The 22,458-nt window shown below is 70.8% G+C and carries 41 protein-coding genes; all 41 read right to left on the reverse strand.

Annotated features, from left to right (window positions below; all coding sequences use genetic code 11):
• Positions 1-17: 17 nt before the first annotated feature.
• The 41 genes from ACH5AC_RS11580 to ACH5AC_RS11780 all read right to left on the reverse strand — a co-directional run bounded on the left by ACH5AC_RS11580 (position 18) and on the right by ACH5AC_RS11780 (position 22,334).
• Positions 18-425: a hypothetical protein gene (locus tag ACH5AC_RS11580; RefSeq protein WP_398861514.1), complete on the reverse strand. Its 408-nt coding sequence runs from the start codon at positions 423-425 to the stop codon at positions 18-20.
• A 30-nt stretch (positions 426-455) separates the two neighbouring features.
• A complete protein-coding gene (locus tag ACH5AC_RS11585) occupies positions 456-890 on the reverse strand; it encodes a phage tail tube protein (protein ID WP_398861515.1) in 435 nt (144 codons plus the stop codon).
• Between the two features lie 41 nt (positions 891-931).
• Positions 932-1,354 (reverse strand): DUF3168 domain-containing protein, encoded by a 423-nt coding sequence (locus ACH5AC_RS11590; RefSeq protein WP_398861645.1) that lies wholly within the window; start codon positions 1,352-1,354, stop codon positions 932-934.
• A gap of 2 nt (positions 1,355-1,356) precedes the next feature.
• Complete coding sequence (locus ACH5AC_RS11595; RefSeq protein ID WP_398861516.1) at positions 1,357-1,731, reverse strand: HK97-gp10 family putative phage morphogenesis protein; 375 nt, start codon at positions 1,729-1,731, stop codon at positions 1,357-1,359.
• 4 nt (positions 1,732-1,735) lie between these two features.
• Positions 1,736-1,915, reverse strand: a complete 180-nt coding sequence (locus ACH5AC_RS11600) for a hypothetical protein (RefSeq protein ID WP_398861517.1) — start codon at positions 1,913-1,915, stop codon at positions 1,736-1,738.
• Entirely contained in the window at positions 1,915-2,253 is a 339-nt protein-coding gene (locus ACH5AC_RS11605) for a hypothetical protein (RefSeq protein ID WP_398861518.1), read from the reverse strand. The genes ACH5AC_RS11600 and ACH5AC_RS11605 overlap by 1 nt, the downstream gene beginning before the upstream one ends.
• A 1-nt stretch (position 2,254) precedes the next feature.
• Positions 2,255-2,623 carry a head-tail adaptor protein gene (locus ACH5AC_RS11610; RefSeq protein WP_398861519.1) on the reverse strand — a complete coding sequence of 123 codons (369 nt, stop codon included), beginning with the start codon at positions 2,621-2,623 and terminating at the stop codon, positions 2,255-2,257.
• A complete protein-coding gene (locus ACH5AC_RS11615; RefSeq protein ID WP_398861520.1) occupies positions 2,620-3,219 on the reverse strand; it encodes a hypothetical protein in 600 nt (199 codons plus the stop codon). The genes ACH5AC_RS11610 and ACH5AC_RS11615 overlap by 4 nt, the downstream gene beginning before the upstream one ends.
• A 22-nt stretch (positions 3,220-3,241) precedes the next feature.
• Positions 3,242-3,892 carry a hypothetical protein gene (locus ACH5AC_RS11620; protein WP_398861521.1) on the reverse strand — a complete coding sequence of 217 codons (651 nt, stop codon included), beginning with the start codon at positions 3,890-3,892 and terminating at the stop codon, positions 3,242-3,244.
• A complete protein-coding gene (locus ACH5AC_RS11625) occupies positions 3,892-4,260 on the reverse strand; it encodes a hypothetical protein (protein WP_398861522.1) in 369 nt (122 codons plus the stop codon). The genes ACH5AC_RS11620 and ACH5AC_RS11625 overlap by 1 nt, the downstream gene beginning before the upstream one ends.
• Positions 4,261-4,282: 22 nt before the next feature.
• Complete coding sequence (locus ACH5AC_RS11630) at positions 4,283-5,134, reverse strand: P22 coat protein - protein 5 domain protein (protein WP_398861523.1); 852 nt, start codon at positions 5,132-5,134, stop codon at positions 4,283-4,285.
• Positions 5,135-5,155: 21 nt separating this feature from the next.
• Complete coding sequence (locus tag ACH5AC_RS11635) at positions 5,156-5,983, reverse strand: hypothetical protein (RefSeq protein ID WP_398861524.1); 828 nt, start codon at positions 5,981-5,983, stop codon at positions 5,156-5,158.
• Positions 5,984-6,014: 31 nt separating this feature from the next.
• On the reverse strand, positions 6,015-6,998 hold the full coding sequence (locus ACH5AC_RS11640) for a hypothetical protein (protein WP_398861525.1): 984 nt from the start codon (positions 6,996-6,998) through the stop codon (positions 6,015-6,017).
• Entirely contained in the window at positions 6,995-8,500 is a 1,506-nt protein-coding gene (locus ACH5AC_RS11645; protein ID WP_398861526.1) for a phage portal protein, read from the reverse strand. The genes ACH5AC_RS11640 and ACH5AC_RS11645 overlap by 4 nt, the downstream gene beginning before the upstream one ends.
• 16 nt (positions 8,501-8,516) lie before the next feature.
• Positions 8,517-10,166 (reverse strand): hypothetical protein, encoded by a 1,650-nt coding sequence (locus ACH5AC_RS11650; RefSeq protein ID WP_398861527.1) that lies wholly within the window; start codon positions 10,164-10,166, stop codon positions 8,517-8,519.
• Positions 10,150-10,638, reverse strand: a complete 489-nt coding sequence (locus ACH5AC_RS11655; protein ID WP_398861528.1) for a hypothetical protein — start codon at positions 10,636-10,638, stop codon at positions 10,150-10,152. The genes ACH5AC_RS11650 and ACH5AC_RS11655 overlap by 17 nt, the downstream gene beginning before the upstream one ends.
• Positions 10,639-10,800: 162 nt before the next feature.
• Positions 10,801-11,154 (reverse strand): HNH endonuclease signature motif containing protein, encoded by a 354-nt coding sequence (locus ACH5AC_RS11660; protein WP_398861529.1) that lies wholly within the window; start codon positions 11,152-11,154, stop codon positions 10,801-10,803.
• A gap of 75 nt (positions 11,155-11,229) precedes the next feature.
• A complete protein-coding gene (locus tag ACH5AC_RS11665) occupies positions 11,230-11,655 on the reverse strand; it encodes a hypothetical protein (RefSeq protein WP_398861530.1) in 426 nt (141 codons plus the stop codon).
• A gap of 162 nt (positions 11,656-11,817) precedes the next feature.
• On the reverse strand, positions 11,818-12,018 hold the full coding sequence (locus tag ACH5AC_RS11670) for a hypothetical protein (RefSeq protein WP_398861531.1): 201 nt from the start codon (positions 12,016-12,018) through the stop codon (positions 11,818-11,820).
• 34 nt (positions 12,019-12,052) lie between these two features.
• Positions 12,053-12,211 carry a hypothetical protein gene (locus tag ACH5AC_RS11675; protein WP_398861532.1) on the reverse strand — a complete coding sequence of 53 codons (159 nt, stop codon included), beginning with the start codon at positions 12,209-12,211 and terminating at the stop codon, positions 12,053-12,055.
• Positions 12,212-12,457: 246 nt separating this feature from the next.
• On the reverse strand, positions 12,458-12,805 hold the full coding sequence (locus ACH5AC_RS11680) for a hypothetical protein (protein ID WP_398861533.1): 348 nt from the start codon (positions 12,803-12,805) through the stop codon (positions 12,458-12,460).
• Complete coding sequence (locus tag ACH5AC_RS11685) at positions 12,805-13,311, reverse strand: hypothetical protein (RefSeq protein WP_398861534.1); 507 nt, start codon at positions 13,309-13,311, stop codon at positions 12,805-12,807. The genes ACH5AC_RS11680 and ACH5AC_RS11685 overlap by 1 nt, the downstream gene beginning before the upstream one ends.
• 10 nt (positions 13,312-13,321) lie before the next feature.
• The gene (locus tag ACH5AC_RS11690) at positions 13,322-13,468 is read right to left on the reverse strand and encodes a hypothetical protein (protein ID WP_398861535.1); all 147 of its coding nucleotides are present in this window, start codon (positions 13,466-13,468) and stop codon (positions 13,322-13,324) included.
• Positions 13,465-14,232, reverse strand: a complete 768-nt coding sequence (locus ACH5AC_RS11695; RefSeq protein ID WP_398861536.1) for a hypothetical protein — start codon at positions 14,230-14,232, stop codon at positions 13,465-13,467. The genes ACH5AC_RS11690 and ACH5AC_RS11695 overlap by 4 nt, the downstream gene beginning before the upstream one ends.
• The gene (locus ACH5AC_RS11700) at positions 14,229-14,456 is read right to left on the reverse strand and encodes a hypothetical protein (RefSeq protein WP_398861537.1); all 228 of its coding nucleotides are present in this window, start codon (positions 14,454-14,456) and stop codon (positions 14,229-14,231) included. Before ACH5AC_RS11700 ends, ACH5AC_RS11695 begins: the two co-directional genes overlap by 4 nt.
• Positions 14,453-14,878: a hypothetical protein gene (locus ACH5AC_RS11705; RefSeq protein WP_398861538.1), complete on the reverse strand. Its 426-nt coding sequence runs from the start codon at positions 14,876-14,878 to the stop codon at positions 14,453-14,455. The genes ACH5AC_RS11700 and ACH5AC_RS11705 overlap by 4 nt, the downstream gene beginning before the upstream one ends.
• On the reverse strand, positions 14,875-15,252 hold the full coding sequence (locus ACH5AC_RS11710) for a DUF6907 domain-containing protein (protein WP_398861539.1): 378 nt from the start codon (positions 15,250-15,252) through the stop codon (positions 14,875-14,877). Before ACH5AC_RS11710 ends, ACH5AC_RS11705 begins: the two co-directional genes overlap by 4 nt.
• The gene (locus ACH5AC_RS11715) at positions 15,249-15,530 is read right to left on the reverse strand and encodes a hypothetical protein (protein ID WP_398861540.1); all 282 of its coding nucleotides are present in this window, start codon (positions 15,528-15,530) and stop codon (positions 15,249-15,251) included. The genes ACH5AC_RS11710 and ACH5AC_RS11715 overlap by 4 nt, the downstream gene beginning before the upstream one ends.
• A 103-nt stretch (positions 15,531-15,633) precedes the next feature.
• On the reverse strand, positions 15,634-15,867 hold the full coding sequence (locus ACH5AC_RS11720; RefSeq protein WP_398861541.1) for a hypothetical protein: 234 nt from the start codon (positions 15,865-15,867) through the stop codon (positions 15,634-15,636).
• 37 nt (positions 15,868-15,904) lie between these two features.
• Positions 15,905-16,546, reverse strand: coding sequence for a hypothetical protein (locus ACH5AC_RS11725; protein ID WP_398861542.1), 642 nt, complete (start codon positions 16,544-16,546; stop codon positions 15,905-15,907).
• The gene (locus ACH5AC_RS11730; protein ID WP_398861543.1) at positions 16,543-16,710 is read right to left on the reverse strand and encodes a hypothetical protein; all 168 of its coding nucleotides are present in this window, start codon (positions 16,708-16,710) and stop codon (positions 16,543-16,545) included. Before ACH5AC_RS11730 ends, ACH5AC_RS11725 begins: the two co-directional genes overlap by 4 nt.
• Positions 16,711-16,730: 20 nt before the next feature.
• Complete coding sequence (locus tag ACH5AC_RS11735) at positions 16,731-17,219, reverse strand: single-stranded DNA-binding protein (protein ID WP_398861544.1); 489 nt, start codon at positions 17,217-17,219, stop codon at positions 16,731-16,733.
• On the reverse strand, positions 17,219-17,632 hold the full coding sequence (locus ACH5AC_RS11740; protein WP_398861545.1) for an HNH endonuclease signature motif containing protein: 414 nt from the start codon (positions 17,630-17,632) through the stop codon (positions 17,219-17,221). Before ACH5AC_RS11740 ends, ACH5AC_RS11735 begins: the two co-directional genes overlap by 1 nt.
• Positions 17,632-17,862, reverse strand: a complete 231-nt coding sequence (locus tag ACH5AC_RS11745) for a hypothetical protein (RefSeq protein ID WP_398861546.1) — start codon at positions 17,860-17,862, stop codon at positions 17,632-17,634. The genes ACH5AC_RS11740 and ACH5AC_RS11745 overlap by 1 nt, the downstream gene beginning before the upstream one ends.
• 275 nt (positions 17,863-18,137) lie before the next feature.
• Positions 18,138-19,328 carry a DNA primase gene (locus tag ACH5AC_RS11750; protein ID WP_398861547.1) on the reverse strand — a complete coding sequence of 397 codons (1,191 nt, stop codon included), beginning with the start codon at positions 19,326-19,328 and terminating at the stop codon, positions 18,138-18,140.
• On the reverse strand, positions 19,325-20,251 hold the full coding sequence (locus tag ACH5AC_RS11755) for a bifunctional DNA primase/polymerase (protein WP_398861548.1): 927 nt from the start codon (positions 20,249-20,251) through the stop codon (positions 19,325-19,327). The genes ACH5AC_RS11750 and ACH5AC_RS11755 overlap by 4 nt, the downstream gene beginning before the upstream one ends.
• Positions 20,252-20,336: 85 nt before the next feature.
• A complete protein-coding gene (locus tag ACH5AC_RS11760) occupies positions 20,337-20,594 on the reverse strand; it encodes a hypothetical protein (RefSeq protein WP_398861549.1) in 258 nt (85 codons plus the stop codon).
• Entirely contained in the window at positions 20,591-20,908 is a 318-nt protein-coding gene (locus ACH5AC_RS11765) for a hypothetical protein (RefSeq protein WP_398861550.1), read from the reverse strand. The genes ACH5AC_RS11760 and ACH5AC_RS11765 overlap by 4 nt, the downstream gene beginning before the upstream one ends.
• A gap of 103 nt (positions 20,909-21,011) precedes the next feature.
• Complete coding sequence (locus ACH5AC_RS11770) at positions 21,012-21,752, reverse strand: hypothetical protein (protein ID WP_398861551.1); 741 nt, start codon at positions 21,750-21,752, stop codon at positions 21,012-21,014.
• Positions 21,753-21,768: 16 nt separating this feature from the next.
• Positions 21,769-22,110 carry a helix-turn-helix domain-containing protein gene (locus ACH5AC_RS11775; RefSeq protein WP_398861552.1) on the reverse strand — a complete coding sequence of 114 codons (342 nt, stop codon included), beginning with the start codon at positions 22,108-22,110 and terminating at the stop codon, positions 21,769-21,771.
• Positions 22,107-22,334, reverse strand: a complete 228-nt coding sequence (locus ACH5AC_RS11780; protein ID WP_398861553.1) for a helix-turn-helix transcriptional regulator — start codon at positions 22,332-22,334, stop codon at positions 22,107-22,109. The genes ACH5AC_RS11775 and ACH5AC_RS11780 overlap by 4 nt, the downstream gene beginning before the upstream one ends.
• Between the last annotated feature and the right edge of the window lie 124 nt (positions 22,335-22,458).

A 22,458-nucleotide genomic window follows, 5' to 3' on the forward strand; every position in this document is an offset into this window, starting at 1 on the left:
CAGGTCGTAGAGGAGCCTCAGTTCTGGTCGCCGCCGGAGTTTCCCTCGGCGTCCTTGACCTTCTGCTCGAAGTCGCGGTCCTCACCGGACAGGTGACGGCAGAGCTTGAACAGGCCGTCGACGATGCCGGGCGCCTTCTTGCTCAGGATGACGGCGCCCTCGGTGACGTCGGGGAAGACGGGCTCGCCAGTGTCCTGGTCGTACAGGCACCGGGCGACGATCTCCGCCCGGTTGGAGCGGACGTTCATCTCCGCGCCGCCCTTGCCCTCGGCGAAGCGGAGCTTGTTCAGCTTGTTCTGGTACGCCTCCCAGATCCCCGAGGGCAGGCCGCGCACCTCGACGGTGACACCCCACTCGGGGATCTCGACGTCCGGCTGGGTGGCGATGTCCTGGGCGGCGCGGATGGCTTCCTTGATGCTGGCCACAGCGGTGGACTCCTCTTGCGGGTGGGTGGGTTACGCGCCGGTCGCGGCCAGCGTCGGCTTGCCGGAGATCTTGAAGGTGACCTCGCGGCCCATCTTGTCGTCGAGCGGGAAGCTGTCGGACAGGTCGCTGATGCCGGCGGTGAACGTCCACGTGTGCTCGTCCGGGTCGCCGGGCAGCATGACCAGCTGGTAGTCGCGCAGGGTGTCCTCTTCGAAGTCGGCGTCCAGCGCCTGGTGGGTGGTCTCGCCCGGCCGGTAGTTGATGGTGGCGGTCACCTCGCCGCCGTCCTTCATGCCCTTGGTGTACTCCCGGTACTTGTCCGGCGAGTCGTGCGCGGAGACGTCGATCATGTTGCGGGAGCGGGAGGGGGCTGTCAGGTCCTCCACGCTCGCGATGGTCACGAACACCCCGCCGCCCGTGCTGTCGCGCTTGAGCTGGGTCCCGGTTGCGTCCTCACCGGCCATGTCCGGTCACCTTCCTTCCTGGTGTGCACCCCTCGTGGGGCTTAGCTGTTGACGACCTCGGTGAGCACCCGGAACGAGCAGGGCACGTGCCGGATGTCGCCGGGTGGTTCGGGGTCGGTCAGGGTCTGCTGCGACACGAAGTAGGTGGCGACGTGCCGGTGACCGGCGATGGTCAGGGGCCGGTGTTCGAGCAGGGCCCGCAGCCGTGTCGCGATGGCCAGGGCCTGCGAGTAGCCGCGGAACTGCGACCACACGTGCAGCGTGATGACGGTGTTCGAGCCGTGGCTGTCGTGCGTGTTGTCGGCCGTCTCCACCGCCTCGCCGTACTGGACGTAGGGGTAGGGCTGCTTCTCCTCGACGAAGTCGAACACGCCCTGGATCAGGTCCATCAGCACGTCGTCGGCCTCCAGGAGGCTGATGACGGCCCCCTGCAGGGGCAGCAGGACGGACGCGGAGACGGGCATGCTCACAGCCGCCTCCTCACCTCGTCACGCAGCTTCGCCACCAGCTGCGTGCCCTCCCGCTCCAGCGCCGGGATCAGCGTGGGATTGGCCGGGGTGCGGCGGGCGCCGCGCTCGTGGAAGACGGCGTACAGGTCGTCGCGGTCGCGCCAGCCGACCGACACCTGCAGGCCGTTCTTCTGGTAGGTGTCCTTGACGCTGTCGTGCAGGTTGCCGGTGTCGCGGCGCACGTTGCGTTTCACGTCCGCGACCATCGCCTGCCCCGCTTCCTCGACCGCTGCCCGGGCGGCTTCCTGCAGCTCCGGCAGCAGCTCGGCGAGACGCCGCTGCAGCCGGTCCAGGCCGACGATCTCCACGCGTGCGCGCCCGCGTCTGGCCACCCGGTCACCTCTTCTTGATGGCAGTGCGGATCTCGTGCAGTTCGCCCGCGATGGCGAGCAGGGCCCAGACGAGGGCGGGCGGTCCAGTCGACGACTTGGCTTCCACGGCGAGCATCTCTTCCGCTCGGGCGCGGCATTCCTGCGGACCGTATTTCGGCAGGGTGCGGGGGTCCTGTTGGGCCATCAGGACTCCAGCTCGAACGCGGCCACGGTCAGGCTGGTGACGTCGTCGTAGGTGATCGCCGCGCGCCCGTTGGCGCCGCGATACACGTTGGCAAGGGGGATCAGCGCGTGGTCGCCCGCGGCCACGGTCACCCCTCCGTCGCTGATGGCCAGGCCCTTGACGGTGCCCGGAGTGGCGAGCGTGACCGTGTGGCTGGACGCGTCGGCGTTGTTGACGTAGAGGAACCGGTACGGGCCGACCGGTGCGGTGTCCCCGCCGCCTGCCGCGGCGACGGCCTGGGCGGCGACGTCGGCGATGCCGGTGTCGATGGGCACGGTGGTGAGGCTGAGGTCAGCCATGTCAGGCTCCTTCTCCTTCGCCTTGGGTCAGCTCGACGAGAGCTTTGGAGTAGACGGGGGTGGACGGCTGCACGACGGCCTGCACCCGGAACACCTGGTTGGTGCCGAGCGGGTCGGTGCCGCGCAGCTCGTCGCCGCGGCGCACATCCGCGCCGGGCAGCAGGTAGACGTTGTGGGAGTGGCGGGACGTCGTCTGCGCGGCGACGAGACGCTCGGTCGGCGAGGGCTGGTCGACCTTCGCGCGCACGCTGCCCTGCAGCACCAAGGTGACGGTCTGCCCGCCGTACCCGTCCGGCACGGTGGTCGGCCGCCACACCTGAAGTTGCCGGTTGAGGTAGCGGCCGATACCGGCGCGGCCCCGGCCCCTCACCGCGACTTCACCACCGCGACGCCCCCGCCGAACCGTGCGGCGAGCCGCTCGCACAGGTAGTCGGGCAGCTCCATGCTGGTGATCAGACCGTGACTGCCGTAGGTGACGGCGTAGTCGCCGATCCGCTCGGAGCGGATATCGCCGGCCCCCATGCCGGCGGTGCCGTCGGGGTCGGCGCGGTAGTCGGCCAGTGCGGTGGCCGTCATCTGGCACACCAGGTCGACGATGTCGGAGGGCACCGGGTCCAGGCCGTGCGTCTGGACCACCTCGACGTCGGACGGCTCGCAGCCGGGCGACCAGCCGCACGCCCGCCACAGCCGGTGCGAGCGCAGCCGCCAGTCGGTGACGGCCTCCCCGTCGATGCTGACGGACGCCACCGAGATGATCGGCAGTCCGGGCAGTGTCAGCCACTGGGAGGCCGGCCCTTCCAGGCTGACGGTCGAGGTGGTCTGCGAGATGGGCACCCCGGCCGCCTCCCTCACGGCGGTGGAGGCGACGTCGAGATAGGTGGTGGCGACGGTGGTCTCCGTACCTGCCTCAACGGTCAGGCCGCGGGCGGCGAGGTCGGCGGTGGTCGCCAGGGCTGCGAGCGCCACAGCGGGGACCCCCCTTCTCTGGTCAGGAGACCATCGCGATCAGGTCCTCGCGGGTGTAGACCTCGGCGTCGTCCCGGGAGAGCAGACCCTGCCGGGCGACGTAGTCGATCCACGCGGCTTTCGGCGCGTCCTCGTCCGGCCGCCCGCCCCCGGCCGCTGCCGGCAGCGGGGCGCCGGGCGGCAGGTCGGCGTGGTCGGCGTGGTCGACGGGCAGCTCGATGAGCTCCTGGCGGGTCATGCCGAGCGCGGTCTCCTCGTCCAGGCGGAGCTCGGCGACCGCGTACAGCACCCAGTCCTTCTTGGGCGCGGACTTGGCCGGGCGTGGCACCCGCCCGCCGGTCAGGTCGCTGTGCCCGCCGCCCGCGCCCGGGTCCTCGGGCGCGGCCGCGGGTGCGGGGGTGTCGTACACCGGGCGGTAGGGGCGGCCGTCGGGGGTGACGCGGCGCAGGCGGCCCATCTGCATGCGCCGGCGCATGTCGGCGGTCATGCGGGAGGGCGCCATCTCGAAGACGGCGCCCCCTTCCCCGCGCACGAAGATGGTCTCTTCGCCGTCGTCGCGGCCGCGCGCACGCGGGCGGCCGGGGTTGCGGGCCTTGTTCTGGCGGACCACCTCCAGGGCGGCCGCCAGGTCCTCGGCGGTGATGCCGTCGGGCAGGGAGATCTCGTTGCTCATCAGGTGTACCTCGGGACCTTGAAGGCGGTGATCGTGCCGTCGACGGTCTCGGCCTCGATGAGCATCGAGCCGTCCGACTGCAGGAACCGGCCCGACTCGAACGGGCCGATGAACTGCACGCCGGTGGTCGCGGCGACGGTGACCACGAGGTCGCCCTGCCCGGCCGCCAGCGCGGGCGGGTTGTCCCCGGCCTTGATGGTGATGTCCTGCTCGACGCCGGTGTTCACCACGCGCAGCACGGTCTGCTCGGGCAGCGCGTCGGAGATCTGCATGTTGTTCGTCGGAGCGACGACCAGCGTCGTACCGGCGGGCTGGGCGAGGTTGCCGTTGGCGACGAGATCGCTGTACGGCACGGCAGTGGTTGCCATGGGCTTGGTGTCCTTTCTCGGCTCAGGTCTGGGAGGCGGTGGCGATGGCGATGCCGTCCGGGCGGATCAGCTTCGCCCCGTACAGGGCCAGGCCCTTGACCGCGTCCGCGAAGGAGTTCTCCGGCCGGTACGCCTCGGTCTTGTTGATCTGCTCGGCGAAGGAGATCGCGGCGTTGACGCCGGCCTGGACGACGTAGTCGTCACCAGCCGGGTTGGGGCAGTTGTTCGACACCATGATCGTGAAGCCTGCGGCGCGGCCGGCCATGCCGTTGCGCAGGCCGTCGGTCGTGCCGGAGGCGTCCGCCCGGATGAACCGGTCGTCGCGCAGCAGGCGGCCCTCGAACCACGGCGGGACCACGCAGTAGCGGCCCTGCTTGGGCACGTCGGCCTCGTCGAGGAGAACCTTCAGCGGGATCAGGACGTCGTCGTAGGCGTCGGTCGGGGTACCTGCCACGACGGACACGGTGCCGAGGTCGTTGGCCGCGGCGACCCCGGTGTAGAGGCCGGCGATGTACTGGTCGGCGGTGTCGGCCAGCCGGTACGCGGCCCGGCTCATGGCCTCGGGGATGACGTTGCCCTTGGCCTGCCGCTTGTCGATGTCGTCGACCTTGAACGCCCAGTACTTCGACTGGTCGATGGGCAGGTTGCGCTGGGCGTCGGTGAGCTCCTCCGGCGTGATCACCGTGGAGTTCGCGTTGTAGTCCGAGATCGTCGGGTCCGAGATCGACGTGATCTTGACGACGTCTCCGGCCTCGGCGATGTCGCCCTCGTAGTCCCGGTTGACCACCATGGGCCCGCCGTAGACCAGTGCCTTGCGCCACGCGACCAGGAGCCGGGCGCTCCAGATCTGCGGCTTGAAGTTGGTGATAGCCATCGTGTGGCCCTCCTAGCTGGGTCAGCCGCCCTTGAGGAGGGTGTCGAGGCGGCCGTCTTCGGCGGCCTTGTCGATCTCCTCGGGGGTCATGGTCTTGAGGTCTTGCTCGGTGAGCTGCTTGGGCCGGGACGCCTTGCGCGCCGCTCCGCCGTCGCCGGTGCCCTGGAACCTCGGGCGGCTGCCTTGCGCTGCTGCCAGGTAGGGCTTGGACTTGATCAGGTCGTCGATCGCTTCGGAGATCTCGTCGGCGTCGACCTCGCCGTCCTCGTTCACCTCGAACTGTCCGAGGTCGAGGAAGGTCAGCGCGTCCTTGGGGTCGGCGAGCTTGCCGGCCGCCGCGGCGCGCACTTCCGAGCGGATGATGCGGGCGTTGGCCTTGACCGTTGCGGCCGCCTCCGCCTGCCTGCGGATCGTGTCCGCGTCGTTCGCTCCGCCGTTGCCGGCGTCCTTCTCCGCCAGGCGCCGCTCGAGCTCGCGGCGCTTGTCGCGCTCGGTGCGCCACTTGCCCTTCATGGAGGCCAGTGCGCGCTTGCCCTTGTCGCCGAGGGCGTCGGCGCCTTCCTCGTCGGCGTCGTCGTCCTGGCCGCCACCGTCGTCGCCGGTGCCGTCGCCCTGGTCGTCGTCGCTGTCGTCCCCTCCGTCGCCGGCGTCGTCGTCCTGGTCGTCGTCGCTGTCGTCGGTGTCGTCGTCCTGGCCGTCATCGTCATCGTCGGCGGCGCCGAGGATGGGCCAGACCGGATACAGCCCGTCCTCGTCCTCGCCGGGGCGGGCCTTGCGCCAGCCCAGCGCGCGGGCGCCGGTGACCGGGTGGGTGGGCAGGGTGGAGGTGTGCATGGTGGTGTCTCCCATTGCGGGGTGGTGGACCGGGCGTTGCGCGCGGTCAGTACAGGTAGCCGTGCAGGCGCAGCAGCCGCAGGGCGTGCGCACGGTCATCGGCGATCCGGAAGATCTCCTCCGGCATCAGGCGCGGCCGCTCGGGGCGGAACCCGCGGATCGACTGGCTGCGGGGGATGACACCCTCGCCCTGCAGACGGCGGAACTCCTGGCGGCGGAACTCGCCGCGCACCGTGCCCTCCGTGGTGGCCCGCAGCCGTTGTCCCTCGACGGTCGCCGAGGTCATGCCGCGGCGGGCGTTGACCACCTGCGCCGGGTCGGCGCCCTCGGCGATCGCCCGCGCGCCGGCCTCGCCGAACACGCGGCGCCGCTGCTGCTCGCTCATCTCCTCGAACACGCGCTTCGGGTCCTGCGCCGTCGGGCGGTGAGTGCGGGTGACGGGCTCCATCCCGCAGTGACAGCGCGGATGCCGCGCAAACGCGGTGCTGACGCCGTACTCCCGGCCGGCCAGGATCAGGCACCGCGAGCACGCGCCGCCCTCGACCACGCGGATGTAGGAGGTGATGGCCGGGCGGCTGATCATCGCCACCGAGTCCGCGGCCCGCCCCGTGTCGGCGATCGCCGTGCGCACGATCGCGTCGAGCAGCAGCTGCCCGCGCGCCATCGCCTGCACCATCGGCGCCCCGGCGGTCACCAGGCGCAGCGCCGACCACACCGGCGCCATCAGCACACCGGCCAGCGGCCGCCCTGTCCCGTCGACACCGACCAGCGAGGCGGGGTCCAGCCGGTCATCCTGCGCCCGGTCGGCGTCGTCGCCGAGCAGCTGCTCAAGCCACGGCTCCGACTGCTGCGCCGCGGTGAGCTGGCTCGCGGCGACGAGGGCGAGGACACCGGCGAGCAGCCCGGTCCAAGACGACAGCAGGTTGTCCCGGTCGGTCCGCAGCCAGATGCTGCGCGCCGCCCGGGAGGCGGCTGCGGCCAGCCGCAGTCGGGCATCGTTGTGCTTCTCCGCGGCGGGCGACGGGCTCATGCCGCAGCCTCCGCCGACCCGTCCTCGTCGGCGTCGTCCTGGCCGTCGTCCTCGCCGTCGCCCCGGCCCTCGGGCGGGGAGGGGCGTTCGGCCATCATGCGGGAGATCTCCGCCACCGGATCCATCTCCGCCTCCGCCTGCCGCATCGCCACGACGTCCGCGACCTCGGTCGGGGTGAGGCCGTAGCGCAGGGCGAGCCACTCGAAGGGGAACCCGAGCGCCTTGAGCTTCAGCAGCGCATCCGCCATCTGCGCGTGGCTGCGGGACTCGGTGTCCGCCCACAAAACGCGCCCGGACCTGAGAGCCTGCGCCTTGCCGTACTCGCCCTTGGCCAGCGCGATCAGCCGCCCCACCTCACGCAGGCCCTGCCCGTACCACAGGATCTTCTCGTCGCACCGCTTGACCAGACCGGTCTCCGCGGCAAGCAGGGCACCCTCGGCAAGGTTGGCCATCTTCCCGATCAGATAGTGCTGCGGCGTGCGCGTCTGCGCGGCGAGGTGACCGACGGCGACCTCAATGATGCTGGTGTACATCGCAAGGTTGGCGGCCTGCCACTCGGCGATCTTGGCGTCCTTGCCGGTGATCCACGCGACCCGGTCGACCATGAACTTGTCCAGGTCGACGGGCTGCTTCCCGACGATCTCCCCAGCGCTGTTCAGCTTCGGGATCATCGGCCGCTCGGCGCCCAGGACGACGCGCTGCGGGAACGACGCATAATCCGACGCGGTGAACAGCTGCGCCCACAGCAGGTTGATGGCGTCCTGCATGGCCACCACACCGGCCACATCCGAGATGGGGTCCTTGACCAGCATCGGCTTGTTGGGGAGCTCCACCATCGGCACCACGCCCATGGGGTTGGGCTGCGGGTTCGGCTCCCTCAGCTCCTCAGGGTCGCGCGGCTGCCACCGCTTGAACTCCTCGTCGACGTCGGCCATCTGCGGAGACTTGTCCTGCTGCTGCAGCGGCCTCGAGAACTTCCACACCTCGTCCTTCAGGTACAGGGTGGCGTAGTCCTGATTGCCGTCCTGCCACCGCTTCAAGGCGGCCCGCCGCAGCCGGCGCGAACCGGGCTCGTAGTCGACGATGCACTGCGATGCGTCCTCGAACGTCACGACCGGCATGTCGGGGTCGTCAGGGTCGCCCCACACCAGCACGAAGCACCGCGCGCCGGTGACCGCGCCGAGGAACCCCAGCTGGGAGTCTGCGTCCAGGCCGTTGACCTGCCACACCCGCCACAGATCCCGGTCCGCCGTCGTCTCCCCGTCGGCGAGGAACCCCGTCACCGTCAGCCGCTCCACCGGACTGTCGGCCACCACCTGCACCCAGTTGTCGGCGAAGTCCCGGTACCGCTGGCCGTGGAACTTCGCGAACTCCGAACTGGCGAACTTCAGCGGGTGCTTGCCCCGGTAGTAGTCGTTGTACAGGTCGATCTTCCCGCGCCTGCGGATCAGCTCGTTCTCCAGCAGACTGACCAGCTGCAGCGCCTGAGCCTCCGTCGCCACCAACCCCACCCCCATCTCAGCTGCCGTAGTAGTAGGACGTCTCCGGCTCGGCCAGGCCCGCGGCGATCACGTCACCGAGCGCCTCATGGGCGAGGATCGAGGTCACAGCCGCGTCGATCTTCTGAGCCGGGCCGGCCTTCTTCAGCACGTACCGGTCGGCCGGGCGCGCGGCCGCCCGCGTGTGCCCGATGTGCTCGTAGGTGGTCGGGCATCCGTCGTGCGTGAAGTCGGTGCCGGTGCCGGCGTTCCGCTTCAGCACGTCGGTCTTGAGTCGCTGCGCCGCCGCGTGCATCGCGATGATCCGCCGGGTGTGCCAGCGGATGACACGCTCCTCGCCGTACTTGTCGACCCAGTCGTCCATCTCGGTCTCCCAGTACGGCGGGTCCCCGTACATGCGGACCACGTCGTAGCGGCGCATCAGCTGGTCGACAGCCGCGCACACCTCGGCGCGCGGGACCTGGCCGTCGTAGTCGGCGGGGTTCCAGATGGTCGGCTCGTCGTTCGGCCCGTACAGCGGCGTGAACTGATAGCCGTCCATCGTCTCCGCCCGGATCGCCGTCCAGTCGTCGACGTCGGAGCCGTCGAACCCCAGGACGATGCGCGTGCCCGGCGGCACCCGACGCTTCTTCGCCTTCGCCGCCCACTTCGCCACGTCCAGCCACGCGTCGGAACCGGCCACGCACCGGTTGCCGTAGAAGCGTTCGGCCTGCGCCGGGTCGAGCTCCATGATCTCGGCGCACTCGGCCTCGATCGCGTCGAGGTCGACGTGAGCCGAGCCGGCGTACACGTGCCGGAAGATCCGGCGCCGCTGCCGCTTGTCCTTGAACGACAGGGACTTCGGCGCCTGCGGGTGGTACTTGAAGATGTCCCGCCGCTTGGACTCGCTCGTCGTCTGCGCGACCGACTTCTCACCCGGATCCCAGGCGTTCGTCGTCTCCATCGAGCGGCCGCCCATGCCGGCGGCGCCGCGGCGCTGCGTCTCGGCGACGCGGCGCAGCTTGTTCTCCTTCGTGTACAGGCCGGTCTCGTCCTGCATCGCGAAGATGATCGGGTTGCCGAGACGGCTCATCGCCGAGGAGGTGACGGTGTCGATCAGGCCGTCCTCGCCGATGCGGGTGAACTCCTCGCCCACCCGCATCCGCTCCGCGAGCGGGCCCTTCTTCACCATGCTCTGCAGCGGCCGGTAGACGTTGGCGACCTGGTCCTCCGAGGTGGCCGTCAACTGGATCAGCGGTGTCGGCCACGGCCTGCCCATCGGCTCGCCCGCCTCGTACTCGTACCACCAGCCGCACCCGCAGTCGTGGTCCGAGCAGGAGAACCGCTCCCCGCCCCGCGCCCAGCCGTTGAAGACGACCGGCCCCGCGGCCTCAGCGAGGACAATCGTCGCCGACCACGGGCCCTTGCCCGTCTTCTGCGGCGCGACGACCTGCGAGCGGCGGTAGTGGAACGCGGGCGCCATCTGCCCGACGCGCGCCTCCGGGCGCACCCGGTAGTGGTTGACCGTGCACCACAGCTGCCACGGATACAGCTCCAGGTCCTCGCCCGCGCGGAACCCGTCCGGGACCGGGCAGTGCGCCTCAATCCAGTCCGGCACCACCCACAGCGTGGGGAAGTCGACGACGAACTCGGCGAACTCGGCGGCCTCCGGCTCACGCCCCCGGGCCACGGAACGGAATCACATTCATACGGTCGCGCGCGGACTTCCGCCGCGGCGCCGGCATCTCGAGCTCGCCCTCCTCGGCGGCCGCCGTCGACTCGGCGCCCGGGGAGATCTTCCACCGGTTGCGGAGCATGCCCTGCACCGACAGGCCGAGACTGTCGAGGTACTGGCGCACCAGCTTGCGGACGTCGACCTTCGCCTCACGCTGCTCGGCCTCGACGAGCGTGCGGACGAACAGCGCCACCTCGAAGTACTGCCCGAGCTCCTCCCACATCACCGCCTGTGGCCGCTCCCACAGCTCACCCCACAGCTCCCACTCACGCTCGGCCGCCTCGGTCAGCGGCCACTCGGGCGGCTCGCCCTGACGCCCGTCGGCGGGCAGCAGCGTCCAGCCAGCCTTGTCCGAGGGCCGGTTGCGGCGCAGCGCCATCGGATCGGGGGCCGGTCCGGAGACGACGCGGGCTCCTCCACGGGCCATGACGGACTCCCTCCTGCGTGCCGCATTGCGCGGCCCTCAGTGCCGTCACCTTGCGTGACAGCGGTCGACCCTTTGAACCTGACAGACCATCCAGCGCCCTCCCCCGCGCTCTGTCCCCCCAGGCCAGCCGGGGGTCACCCCCCAGGGTCCGGTCACGATCGGTCACGTCCCGAACGTCTCCCTCGCCGTCTTCGCGCTGTGGTGCCTCTTGCTCATCGCCTGCCAGTTGGCCGGGTCGAAGCCGCGGGGGCCGAGCGGGCCGAGGCCGTCGATGTGGTCGACCTCGGTGGCGAGGTCACGCTGCAGCAGGGGAAGAGCCGAGCACTCGGAGCATTCGCACCAGGGATGGTCTTGCAGGTATGCGGTGCTGGCCTTGCGCCAGGCCGTGTTGTAGCCGCGCCTGCTGGGCGTGGGCCGGGCGGCCCTGGCCTTGGCTGCGCAGGGCGGGCACTTGCCCCCTGGGGTGAGGGTCGGACACCCCGGTGTGGGGCACACCTGGAGGGCCTTGCGGGGCATGGTCACCTCCACGCATGCGCACGGCCCTCGCACATGGTGAGTACGAGGGCCGCGTGTGGTGGCGCTGGGCCCCGGTCAGAAGTCGGGGCAGATGTACTTGTGGGCAGCTTCCAGGATCTTCTCGGCAGTCGCCCTCGGGCGTCCCTCAGGATGGGTCGGCGACGAAAAGCGTGACCCCGTGGTCGCGATCTGCTTGGCGGTGTCGTCCGGGTACCGCTTGATGCCGCTGCAGGTGTCGATGCCGCGCCTGACCGCCTTCTCTTCCTTGCCGTGGACGATGTCGGTGTCGATGGCGTTCAGGGCCTTGATGTAGGCGGACCACTCGGCCGGTTGGGGCGTGGGCGGGAGGCCGGCGGCCTCGCGGATGGCTGCCTTCTGCTCGTCGGTGAGCGCCGAGGCTGTCGGCGTGGCCGTGGCGTCGGGTTCGGGGCTGCTGCTGCAGGCGGTGAGTGTGGCGCCGAGGATGATGGCGGCCGTGATGGCGGTGGTACGGATGCGCATGGTCCCCCCTGGGATGTGTGGCTGAGGGGCCATCATCTGGGGTGCGTGGGGGGTGTGGAGGCGCTGTGACGAGCCTGTGACGGGCTGATACGACGATGCCCTCAGGGGCTTCCTGAGGGCACAGCTGTACACCGAGATCGTGACACGGTGTCTGACCTGCGGTCAAGCCGCCTTGGCTTGCTGTCGCTCGACGATCAGGGCGGTGACCTCCTCGGCGGCGTACCACGGTTGGCGGGGGCTGCCACCAGACCGCTGGAGCCTGCCGCGGCGAACGAGCTGGCGGACGCCGCCGAGGGTGATGCCGAGGGCTCGGGCGGTCTGGTGGGCGGTGAGGTGGCCTGGGCGGATCAGCTGTGATTCCACTGGTCCATCGTGCCTCAGGCTGCGTTGGTGGCGCTCACGAGTCGAGGTGGAACCAGCGCAGGGTGGCCTTGATCAGTTCCATGTATGGGCTGTCCTGATCCATCACGAGTCGTGCGAGGAGGCGGAAGGACTCGCGGGCGATCCACTTGCATACCGGAGCGATGATGCGCTTCCGCTCGACGGGGTCGGTCATTGACGTATCCGATCTTCTGTTGTTGTTCAGTTGTGGTCACGGCCGCGCTTCGCTTCGCGATCACGCGACGCAAGGCGCGGCCGTTTCCTCTCAAGGGTAAGGGGGTGGTCTGGGGTTGAAACCCCTAGTTCACAAAGGCGGCCACCTTGGGCGTGGCAGGTTGGGTTCAGTTCTTGTGGGGGCAGTTCTGCACCCACCATCCGCAGTCGGCGCAGTACTCGTGCACGCGGGTGAGGAGGCGGCGGATCATTGCTCTGTCACCCCCTCGGCGACGTGGATGTGGGTGTAGTTCGACTGTCCTGGCGGGGCACTGGTGTAGATCAACATCCCCTTCTGACCTTCGAGAGGGGTCACGCTGAGAAGCTCGTGACCTGCGCATTCACGGCAGGAGGGGCGCTTCTGCTGCGGTGGGGGAGTGGCGGACGAATCGGGCATCCGGCGTGCGGCTCGCCACAGGGCGACGGTCCCGGCGGCGACCACGGTGAGCGTGCCTGCGGCCTCGTCGACCGCGTAGGCCACGGCGACGACGACCCCGCCGAGGACGACAAGGACGACGGCGCCGGCCGCGCGCGACGGCGTTTCGGCGGCCGCCATCACAGCACCCCGTACACGCGGTCGCCGAGCAGGGTCGCGGCCTGGGCGAGCGGGACCGCGGCGAACCCGGCGACCCCGGCCGAGGTGCCGAGGGTGATGCCGCACCAGGCGCCCCGCTTCAGCTCCGGCCCGGACCCGGACTTCTTCACCGCGGCGATGAACGCCACCGTGATGATCAGCACGACGCCGAGCCCGGGCCCGGACAGGGGACGGAACGTCGCCGTGGTGGCGGACTGGCCGCCCGGTCCGCCGACGCCCCAGACGAGGGCGGCGTCGCCGAGCCAGTTGGACAGGCCGAGGACGGTGCCGGAGATGAGGCCGACCAGGCCGCCGACGCCGAGGGTGGTGAGGCAGCCGTACACCCAGCCGAGCAGGAACGGCAGGAGTCGGGCGAGTTGTCGGAGCGGGTCCTTGGTCAGGGGCTTGCGGCCGGGCCACCAGGTGACTAGTTGGTGGGCGAGGAGGCAGAGGCCGACGGTGACACCGCCGTATGTCACGTAGTTCACGGGTGGTCCTTCAGCGGAGCACGGCGACCGTGAGGGCCGCGAGGGTGAGGATGAGGGCGCACGTCCCGCTGATGGGCGGGACGGTGCGGGTGTCGACCAGGGCGAGGCCGAGCAGGGCCGCGAGCGCGGCGAGCGGGAAGAGCACGGCGAGGATCACGAGTCGCCTCGGGCGGCGCGGAGGAGGCGCCGGCCGTAGCCGTCGGAGACGTCGAGGCGGGTTCCGATGTCGGTTCCGGTGAGTTCCGGTTCCGTCTGGAGCCAGTTCCGGACGGCGGTGACGCGTTTGGCGAAGGTGGTGTTGGCGGTGTCCTCGGAGACGATGTCGGCGGCGCCGGTTCCGGTGGGCGGAACTGCGGGCGGAACTGGTTCCGGTGCCGGTTCCGCCTCGGTTCCGGCAGGGGTACCCGCCAGTGGGTACCCCTCGGGTAGCCGCAGGCCGAGGGCAGTTCCGCCGGTTCCGCCAGCGAGTTCCGCCACTGGGGTCCACGGGCCGAGGACGGGTCCGGCGGGGGCCGCGTCGACCGGCTCGGGCGCCCGCTTGACGGTGATCGGTTCCGCCGGTTCCGCCGGGGCGGTACTCGGTTCCGGCGCTGGTTCCGCTCGCTCCTCGGAGAGCCGGTGCACGCGCCAGAGGACGAGCGGGGCGACTGCCGACACGGAGACGACGAGGGGCACGGAGACGGGCAGCAGGCCGACTTCGACGAGGTGGCTGGCCGCGTTGACGGCGATCAGGGTGAGGACGACGGCGAACACGTCGCGGCGGGCGCGGAGTGCGGCGAGGGCGTACACGTCGAGGGCGGCGGGGACGCCGGCGGCGACGTACTGGCCGAAGCCGCACGCGACTGCCAGCTCGTACTCGGCGGAGGCGAGGACGACGAGGACCGCGGCGAGCGCGGCCCACAGCAGCGGGTCCCGCTTCACCGGCTCTCACCCCGCTTGGCGTCCAGCGCGGTGACGAGCTGGCGCAGTGCCCAGTCGAGCTCAACCGCGGCCGTAAACATCGCTCCGTAGGAGTGGATGTTGCTGCTGGCGCAGCGGTCCAGGGACGCACGCGCGCTGCGCAGCGCGAAGTCGACGTCGTAGGCGTCCGGCGTGCGGTCCTTGCCCGGGGTGTAGAGGGCGTCGTACGGCTGTGGGGTGCTCACCGGCCCTCACCCCCGTACCGCTGGGGCTCACAGATGACGCACACGTGCTCGGTGCCGCCCTCGTGACAGTTGTCGACGCAGCGCCGGCACCAGGGCGTGTCCCTGTGGCGGGCGCGGCCGTCGAACGCCGTGTCGGCGGGGTCAAAATCGGCGCGGCAGCGGCGGCACCGCTGGCGCTCCCGCTCGGCGGCGTTCTCCTCCTCCTGGGCGAGCTTGCGCTGCAGGTAGCCGATGCTCTGGGCACGGTTCTCGTCGTCCTCGGCGAGGGTCTCGCGGGCGACGATGCGGGCGAGCGCGGCCCGGTCGAGGATCCGCCGGTCGTAGTCCGGGTCGTCGTACGGCAGGGTGAGCGCGGTGACGACGGTCTCCAGCAGCGCGCGCAGACTGGCCTCGGACGCGGCCGGGGTGGGCTTGGTGCTCACCGGCCCTCACCCCCGGCTTCCAGGTCGGCGAGCTTGTCGGCGTACTCGCGGAGCCGGTCGGCGTGTGCGTCGAGGGTGGCGGCCAGGTCGTACAGGCCGGCCGGGCTGAAGTTGCCGGTGAAGCCGCCGTCCTCGATGTAGGCGCACACGGGCCGCTCCTCGGGCCTGGTGGCGTACGGGGACTCGGTGACCATGACGCGGAACAGTTCGTCGCCCTGGTAGGCGAGGACGGTCTCCGCGCTGTAGTGCGTGAGGTCGCAGCGGTAGCTGTCGGGCCGGTGGCGCGCGTGGCCCTTGCACCAGGACGGTTCGGGGAGGGTGACGGGGCCGAAGTCCTGGGTGGCGAGGGTGACGGTGCGGGGTTCGGTGCTCACTGGTGCTCACCCCGCTCGGGGGTGAGGAGCGCGGTGGTGTGGGGGAAGTGGCGGGCGCGCTCGTCCTCGTCGACGGGGTCGGCGCCGTGGGCGCGGAGGACGAGGCGCAGGCTTTCGCGGAGGGCGCCGTACGCCTCGGGGTAGGAGAACCCGTCGCGGCTGCTGTCGCTGTAGTCGGCGAGGAGGCGCCGGGCGACGCGGATGGCGACGGTGAGGTCGCTGGGCTCGGCCAGCGTGGAACTTGCGGGCCTGTTCGGGCACGCGAAATGATCGGTCATGCCGACTCCTGGTTAGGTCAGGATGTTCGGTAGAGGGTCGGGCGGCGCGCGCGCCTCCTCGGTGTTCCAGCACCGTGGAGAGCTGCTGTCCGGCCCTCGCTGCCTATTCGGTTGTGTCGGGGCCGGTTCCAGCGGGCCCGTGTTTCTTGATGGCCTGGTCCACGGTGGTCCACGGCTTGCCGAGGTCCTTCGCGACCGCGGCCACGGTGCCGAGTTCGGCGACGCCCTCGGCGAGGGCTGCCGCCCGTCGTTTGGCTGCCTCGGACACTTGGGTTCGGAGCTGTTCCAGCAGCTCTTCCTCCTCGCGTACACGTTGCCGCCAGGGCTTCGTGTTCATCACGAGGAGCGTATCACTGCCAGGTAGTGACGCGCTATCAACTGGCAGCATCGACAGGGTATTTCGGCTGGTAGTGCAGGAGTAGCAGCCAGTCCTGCTCAGTCGCGTACACGCAGTGACACCAGTCGCACACTAGCCTGGTCTGCCCGGCCTGGTGCCGGATCACGGCCCCGCACACGACGCCCGAGGAGTCGACCGCCACGCACTGGCCCACGACGCGGCCCCGCTCGGGCAGAGCCCCGACGATCGACAGTGCCGCACCCTCCACCTCCCGGACCTCCCGCGCCAGATCACCGGCAGCCGGGTAGCTCGCGGCGATCCACGGCAGATCCATGCCCAGCCAGCGGGCCGCGCGGCGTACCCGCTCCTCGACGTCGCCGACGATGGCGGGCTCACCCCAGCCGCGCACGCGCTGCACGTCCGAGCGCCACGCCTCCAGGACGAGGGCGATGCCGCCGTACCGGAGGTCGAGGACGGTCTCGTCGACGGGCAGGGCAGCGGCAGTGTGGCCGGTGGAGACGCGTTCGGCGCCGCCGTGGGCGGCCGGGGTGAGGAACCCGGCCAGCGCCGCGTACAGCTTCGGCATGCGCTCCAGGCGTCCGGCGAGGGCGAGCGTGTCCCCAGGGCAGAGGTAGCCGTCGACCAGGTCGCGGTCGCATAGCCCGCACGAGGCGCTCATGCGCCGGCCCTGTCGCGTGCGGCCTTCAGCTTGGCCTGGGCGGCGTGCGCGATCCTGCGGTCGCGGCGGTCGTCGAGGGCCTGGAACACCATCTGGACGGCGAGCATCAGGTAGGCGCCGAGGGTGACGCCGATGGCCAGCATCGAGATGTCGTTGTCGGACATGGCCGTGTCTCCTTCCTTGATCAGAACGGGGGTTCGTCGGAGTAGCCGGCGCCCTGGGCCGAGGGCTGCAGTTGTTGCGCGGCACCCCATCCGCCCTGCTGCTGGCCGTTGGGGGGCGCGGACGCCGCGCGCTGGCCGCCGCCCGCCGGGTTCCTCTCGACCTTGGCGGTGGCGCGGGCGAGGGACGTCCCGACCTCGTCGACGTCGAGCTCGAACACGGTGCGCTTGACGCCCTCGCGGTCCTCGTAGGAGCGCTGCTTCAACCGGCCCTGGACGATGACCCGCATGCCCTTGGTGAGGGACTCGGCGACGTTCTCGGCGGCCTGCCGCCACACGGAGCAGGTGAGGAACAGGCTGTCGCCGTCCTCCCACTCGTTGGTGGTCTTGTTGAAGCGGCGCGGGGTGGAGGCGATGCGGAACTTGGCGACGGCGGCGCCGGCCGGGGTGAAGCGGAGTTCGGGGTCGTCCACGAGATTGCCCACGACAGTGATCACAGTTTCGCAAGCCATCAGGCAGCGCTCCTCTTCTTGTTCAGACGGTTGCAGGTACGGCAACGCCGGTAGCCGGGGCCGTAGGTGTAGGTGTTGGCGTCGTCGAGTAGGTGGCCCTGCTTGCAGTGGGTCTTGTTGTTGCGCCAGCCGCGCCGGGTGTTCTCGCCGACCGTCACCGGTTCGAGGTGGTCGGGGTTCACGCACAGCCGGTTCTTGCAGAGATGGTCCAGCGTGCGACCGCTCGGGATCGTTCCGACCAGCGACAGCCAGGCGTACCGGTGGGCGAGCATCTCCTTGCCGCGGGCCCAGTTGTAGATCCCATAGCCGCGCGGGTGGCGCTTCCCGCCCCAGACCCAGCAGGGCGCCGCAGCGTCGACGCGCTGCCAGAACGACGCACTCCCGACGACGGTGATGACGGTCTCTCCGGACATCAGGGGGTCTCCTTCTCAGGTTGAACCGTGACCGTCTCGGTCACGGTTGTGGGCGGCTGGCTCGCACCTGCGTGGGGCTCTGCACCACGCAGGTTGCGGAGCTTGGCTGCGTGGCGGGCGGCGAGGCCGCGCTGCCGCGCCGCGGCAAGGGCGGCGCGCCGGCGCTTGGCTGCTTCGGCGCGGGCGCGGGCGGCGGCGATCTTCTCGGCCACGACGTCGTCGACGTTCACCGTGCGGCTCCGTTGGTGTTGAGGACGGGCATTGAGCGCGCTCCTGTGACTGGTGGTTCACCTCGTCCCGGCGGCTTGCCGCCTCGGGGGCTTGTTGCGTGTCCTCGTCCTCGTCCCACCTAAAGAAGTGGGACGAGGGACGAGGTCACACGACCTCGTCCGGGACGAGGTGGGACGAGGTCGGACGAGGTCATTTACGGGGGTTGTGGATCACGGCCGGTAGCCAAAGGTGGACAAAGCCAGGCAATCGACCTCGTCCCATGCCCGGGACGAGGTCAAGCGGCCTCCGGTTCGGGTGAGTTGTCCGCTTCTGTGCTCGACGTCGGGAGGCTGTGGAGGGTGGCGCCGCGTGCGCCTCTCTCGGTGTTGATCCGGCCCTCGTCGACGAGGGCGGCGACGGCCTGCCGGATGTCCGCGGCGCGCCCGCTCACACGGTCCTCGATGCCCTTGCCGGTGAGCGGCTCGCGGGCGCCCGACAGGGCGTCCAGCACCTTGCGCTTGAGGGCGTTGAGGCGCCGCTGCTCCTCGTCGGCCTCGCGGTCCTCCTCGTCGCGCTGGGTGGGCGCGTACAGGTGGGCCTCGGCGTACTCCTGAGTCTCGGACTTGACGACGAGGTCGGCGTACCAGTGCATGCCGCTGGAGTGCGACAGGCCGTTGCGGCGGATCTGGCCGGGACGGTCCTTGGCGACACGGACCGTGGACTTGCCGGTGACGCCGATGCCGAAGGGGCGCCGATTCTCCAGCATGTACATCACGCCGTTGAGCCCGTTGAGCTTGTGGACGCCGCCGATGCTGTACCGACCGCGGTTCTCCGAGGACTTCACGACGTGGTCGAGGGTGACGACGGCGGCCCCGGAGTTCATGAGCGGGCGCAGCAGAGTGCGGCCAAACTTGGCGATGTCGGTGTTGTCCTTGAGCTCCAGGCCGAACAGGCTCATGCCCTCGGTGACGCCGTCGACGATGGCCAGCGTGGGGCTGTGCTCCAGCACCATTGCGAGGTCGATGAGGTCGATGTCGCTGGGCTGGTTCTCGGGGCGGACGTAGTGGAAGCGCTCCAGGATGTCGTCGGGGCGTGCGCCGAGGCAGAGGAGCCGGCCGACGACCCCGCCCGCGTCGTCCTCGAAGTCGAGGTAGAGGACGTGGTTGCCGTCGTTGATCTCCTGGAGGCAGGCGATGAGGGCGAACCACGTCTTGCCCGCCTCGGACTCGCTCGCCACGCTGTTCATGCGCCCCGGGTAGAACAGGCCGACACCGTCGTCCCGGCGGCCGACGGTGGGCTGCGGTGGACGGTACGAGCCGTCGAGGACCGACCGCAGGTCTTGGGCGCCCCAGGTGCGCGGCGCGGGTTCCCTCGCGTCTGCCGTGGCAGACGCCGGGGCCGCGTCCACGTCTCCCCAGTCGACGGGTGGCTCGTCGCCGTCCGGGCCGAAGTAGGCGTCCATGGTCTGGTCGAAGTCGGTCGTCACGCCACCCACCCCCGGTCGCTGGGCCGGGTGGACGCGCTGTCGAAGGAGGCGCGGGCCTCGGAGTCGGTGAGGCCCACTGCGGAGGCCGCGGAGAGCAGCCCGAGCTCGGCCTCGGCGAGGTCGATGAGGTTCTGCTCGGCGAGTTCGTGCGCGCGGCACGCGGCGAAGTACAGGGCGTTGTTGCGGGCGCCCTCGTGCGCGTCCATGACGTGCTGGACCAGGTCTGCGACGGTCCACATCCGGCCGCCGCCCGGCCGCTGCCGGCCGTGCTCCTGCGGGGGGAAGCGGTAGCGCGGTGCGGGCCGGGGCACGGGGACCGGCCGGCGCTGCTTGCGGGGCAGCAGCGCGGCAGGCCAGTCGACGGTCGGCGCGATGTACGTCCCAACGCCTGCCCACTGGTAGCGGCCACCGGAGGAGTGCACGGAGGGGGCGAGCAGGATGTAGCCGTTGTGCTTGAAGTCGATTCCGGGCCCGCCCAGGCCGGGCAGGTCGAAGTCGGGTGAGCGGTACAGGATGTGCAGGCCGTCGCCGCCGGTGATCTGCATCGTGGTGCCGGGGAGCACTCCCACGCGCTTCTCCAGCAGCTGCAGGGACTCCCGGCCGCCGTTGCGGGGGTCGATGTCGATAACGGCCCAGCCGTTGAGCTTGCAGGGCGCGCCGATGTTGGCGTCGGGTTCCTCACGCCACCAGCGCCGGACGAGGTCGATGTCGGTGGTGGCGGCGTGGAAGCCGTGGCAGGTGGGGACGCCGCACTGGCATTCCTCGGGGCGGTGCTTGACGTACAGGCTGCTCTGCCGGTCGCAGCGGGGGCAGTTGGCGTAGGGGGTCTTGTTCCGGCGGACGCGGAAGACCTTGATGCCCGCCGCAGCGTAGGTCTCGGCGGCGGCCGGGAGCTTGGCGGGGATACGGAGGCCGACGGTCACGAACTTGCTCTCTTCTACGAGCTGGATCGGGTGGTTCGTGGGTGCGGGCGGGCGCCGCGGGGGAGGTACGGCGCCCGCCCGCGGCTCAGGCGGCCTTCCGCTTCTCGCGTGCGATGTCCTCGGCGGCCGCGGTGATGCGGGTGCACCAGTTGCGGGCGGCGGTGAAAACGGACAGCGGGCTGGGCTGCTGCTCCAGGTCGTGCCGGATGGAGTCGAGGACCATCTCGTGCAGCGCCTTCTCGGCGGCCCGCCGCATGTACAGCTCGTCGTCGACGGCGGGGGGCGTCGGGTCGAGGTCGACGGGGTTGTCGACCGGCCACTGGCCAGGGCGGGGCTGGGTCATCGGGCACCTGCCACGGTCCGGGCGACGGCGGCCACGATGTCCGCGTGGTGCCGGTCGCAGGCGGGGAAGTCGTACCGAAGGTTGGGCCCGGCGAACGTGCTGACGACGTACTTCGCCGTGGTCGGGCAGCCGGGGCAGCGGTAGCCGGCCTGGTTGTGCGGGGAGCCGGGGCCGTCGGGGCAGTCGCACCACGTGCACTGCTCGTCGTTCGCGGCGGTGACCGCGACCGGCACGGTGTCCGGATCCGTGGCGGCGTCGCGCGCGGTGGCGAGGGCCTGGTCGGACAGGAACGTGTCCTGTGGGGTGCGCGTCACGCTGCTGCCCTCCGGTCCTGGGGGTCGTGGAACGAGACGGCCGGGCGGCCGGGAGTGTCCACGAGCTGCACACCCCCGGCCGCCACGGTGTTCGTCGGGGCGGTCACGCCCGTGCCTCGGCGTGCGCCTTGGAGACGGCGGCGATGCGGCGGTCCTCGGCCTCACGGTCGAGCCGCGCGACCTCGGGGTCGCCCTCGAAGTCGTCGGCGGCGGTCGCCGCCGCCTGGTCGACCACGGCCTCGAACTCGGCGACGAAGCCGCGCATCGCGGTCAGCGCGTCGCGGGCCTTGGCGGGCGTGAGTGTGCCGGTGCTGGTGCCGAAGTGCAGCCACACGAGGGTGCGGCGGCCGTATGCCTGGGACCGGTAGTTGTCCACGACGACCTGGGCACCGAGGAAGGGCACCTTGGCGTTTTCGGCGGTGCTGTAGTTGTCGTCGATGTTGCGCAGCTCGGTTTCGATCGGCGTGGTGGAGTGCCAGCCGGGTTCGCCGTCGGCGCCAGCGTGGTCGAGCCCGCACTCGGGGTTGCAGCCGTAGCGGGCGATCCAGGCGGGGCCGCGCTGGGCGGCGGTGAGCGGGCCGTCCTCGTTGAGGAACCCGGCGACGTGCACGCTGAACTCGGCGAGCTGGGTGCGGATGCTGGCCTCGGCGTCGGCGAGGGAGATTCGGGCCGGGTCGTAGATGGCCTCGTAGGCGTAGGCGTCCGTGTCCGGGGTGGCCCAGAGGTCGAGGGCCGCCCTCTCGGTGGAGGGGCCGTAAGTGGCGCCGATAGCGACGGTGACGCCAGTGCGCTGTTCTCTGGTGTCCGGCGTCGCCGTTGACGCCTCGGGGATTACGCTGGTCATGTCGATGCGCTTCTCTCTACTTGCTGGTAGGTGCGATTGCGTGCTCGACAGGCGCCCCGGGCTCGACCCCCGGGGCGTCGCCGTTTTCCTCTGCGGCCGCTGCCGACTCGACCTCGGCGGCGGCCTGGTCCTGAAGACCGAGGAAGTTCAGGAGATCGCTGCGGCGGACCTTGAGGGACCTGCCGATGCGGATCACGGGCACGGGCGTCTCGCCCTTGGCGATGAGCTCGTACCAGACGGTGCGGCTGATGCCGCCGCAGGCGCCGGCGCCGTCGGGCCAGGCGTCGGGCATGGCGGGAAGGGCGAGAACCTCGGCCACGGATAGCGCCTTGCGGCGGACTGCGGTGCGCGTGGTCATGCCGACACCTTGGCGAGGCTGTCGAGCCAGGAGTCGACATCCGTCCGGCGAGCCCGGAGGTGCTTTCCGACGCGGACCCAGGTCGGGCCGAGGCCGCGGGTCTTCCAGCCGTAGATCGTGGACTTGGGGATCTGGAGTTCGTCGGCGAGGTCGTCGACGGACACCCAGGTGTGATCGCAGGCCCCGTGCCGCACGGCAGCGCGGGCCCTCTCCTTGGTTGGCATCAGTTGCCGTCCTCCAGAGTTTGGTCTCTGACGCTGCAACTCCAGCACGCGCGCATCAGCCGCGTCAAGCGTTTCATTTCAAACTCTGCATCCTCCAGCGTCTGGCGTCCGACGCTGCACGGCC

Source organism: Streptomyces sp. NPDC018693, from assembly GCF_044391385.1.
Classification (GTDB): domain Bacteria; phylum Actinomycetota; class Actinomycetes; order Streptomycetales; family Streptomycetaceae; genus Streptomyces.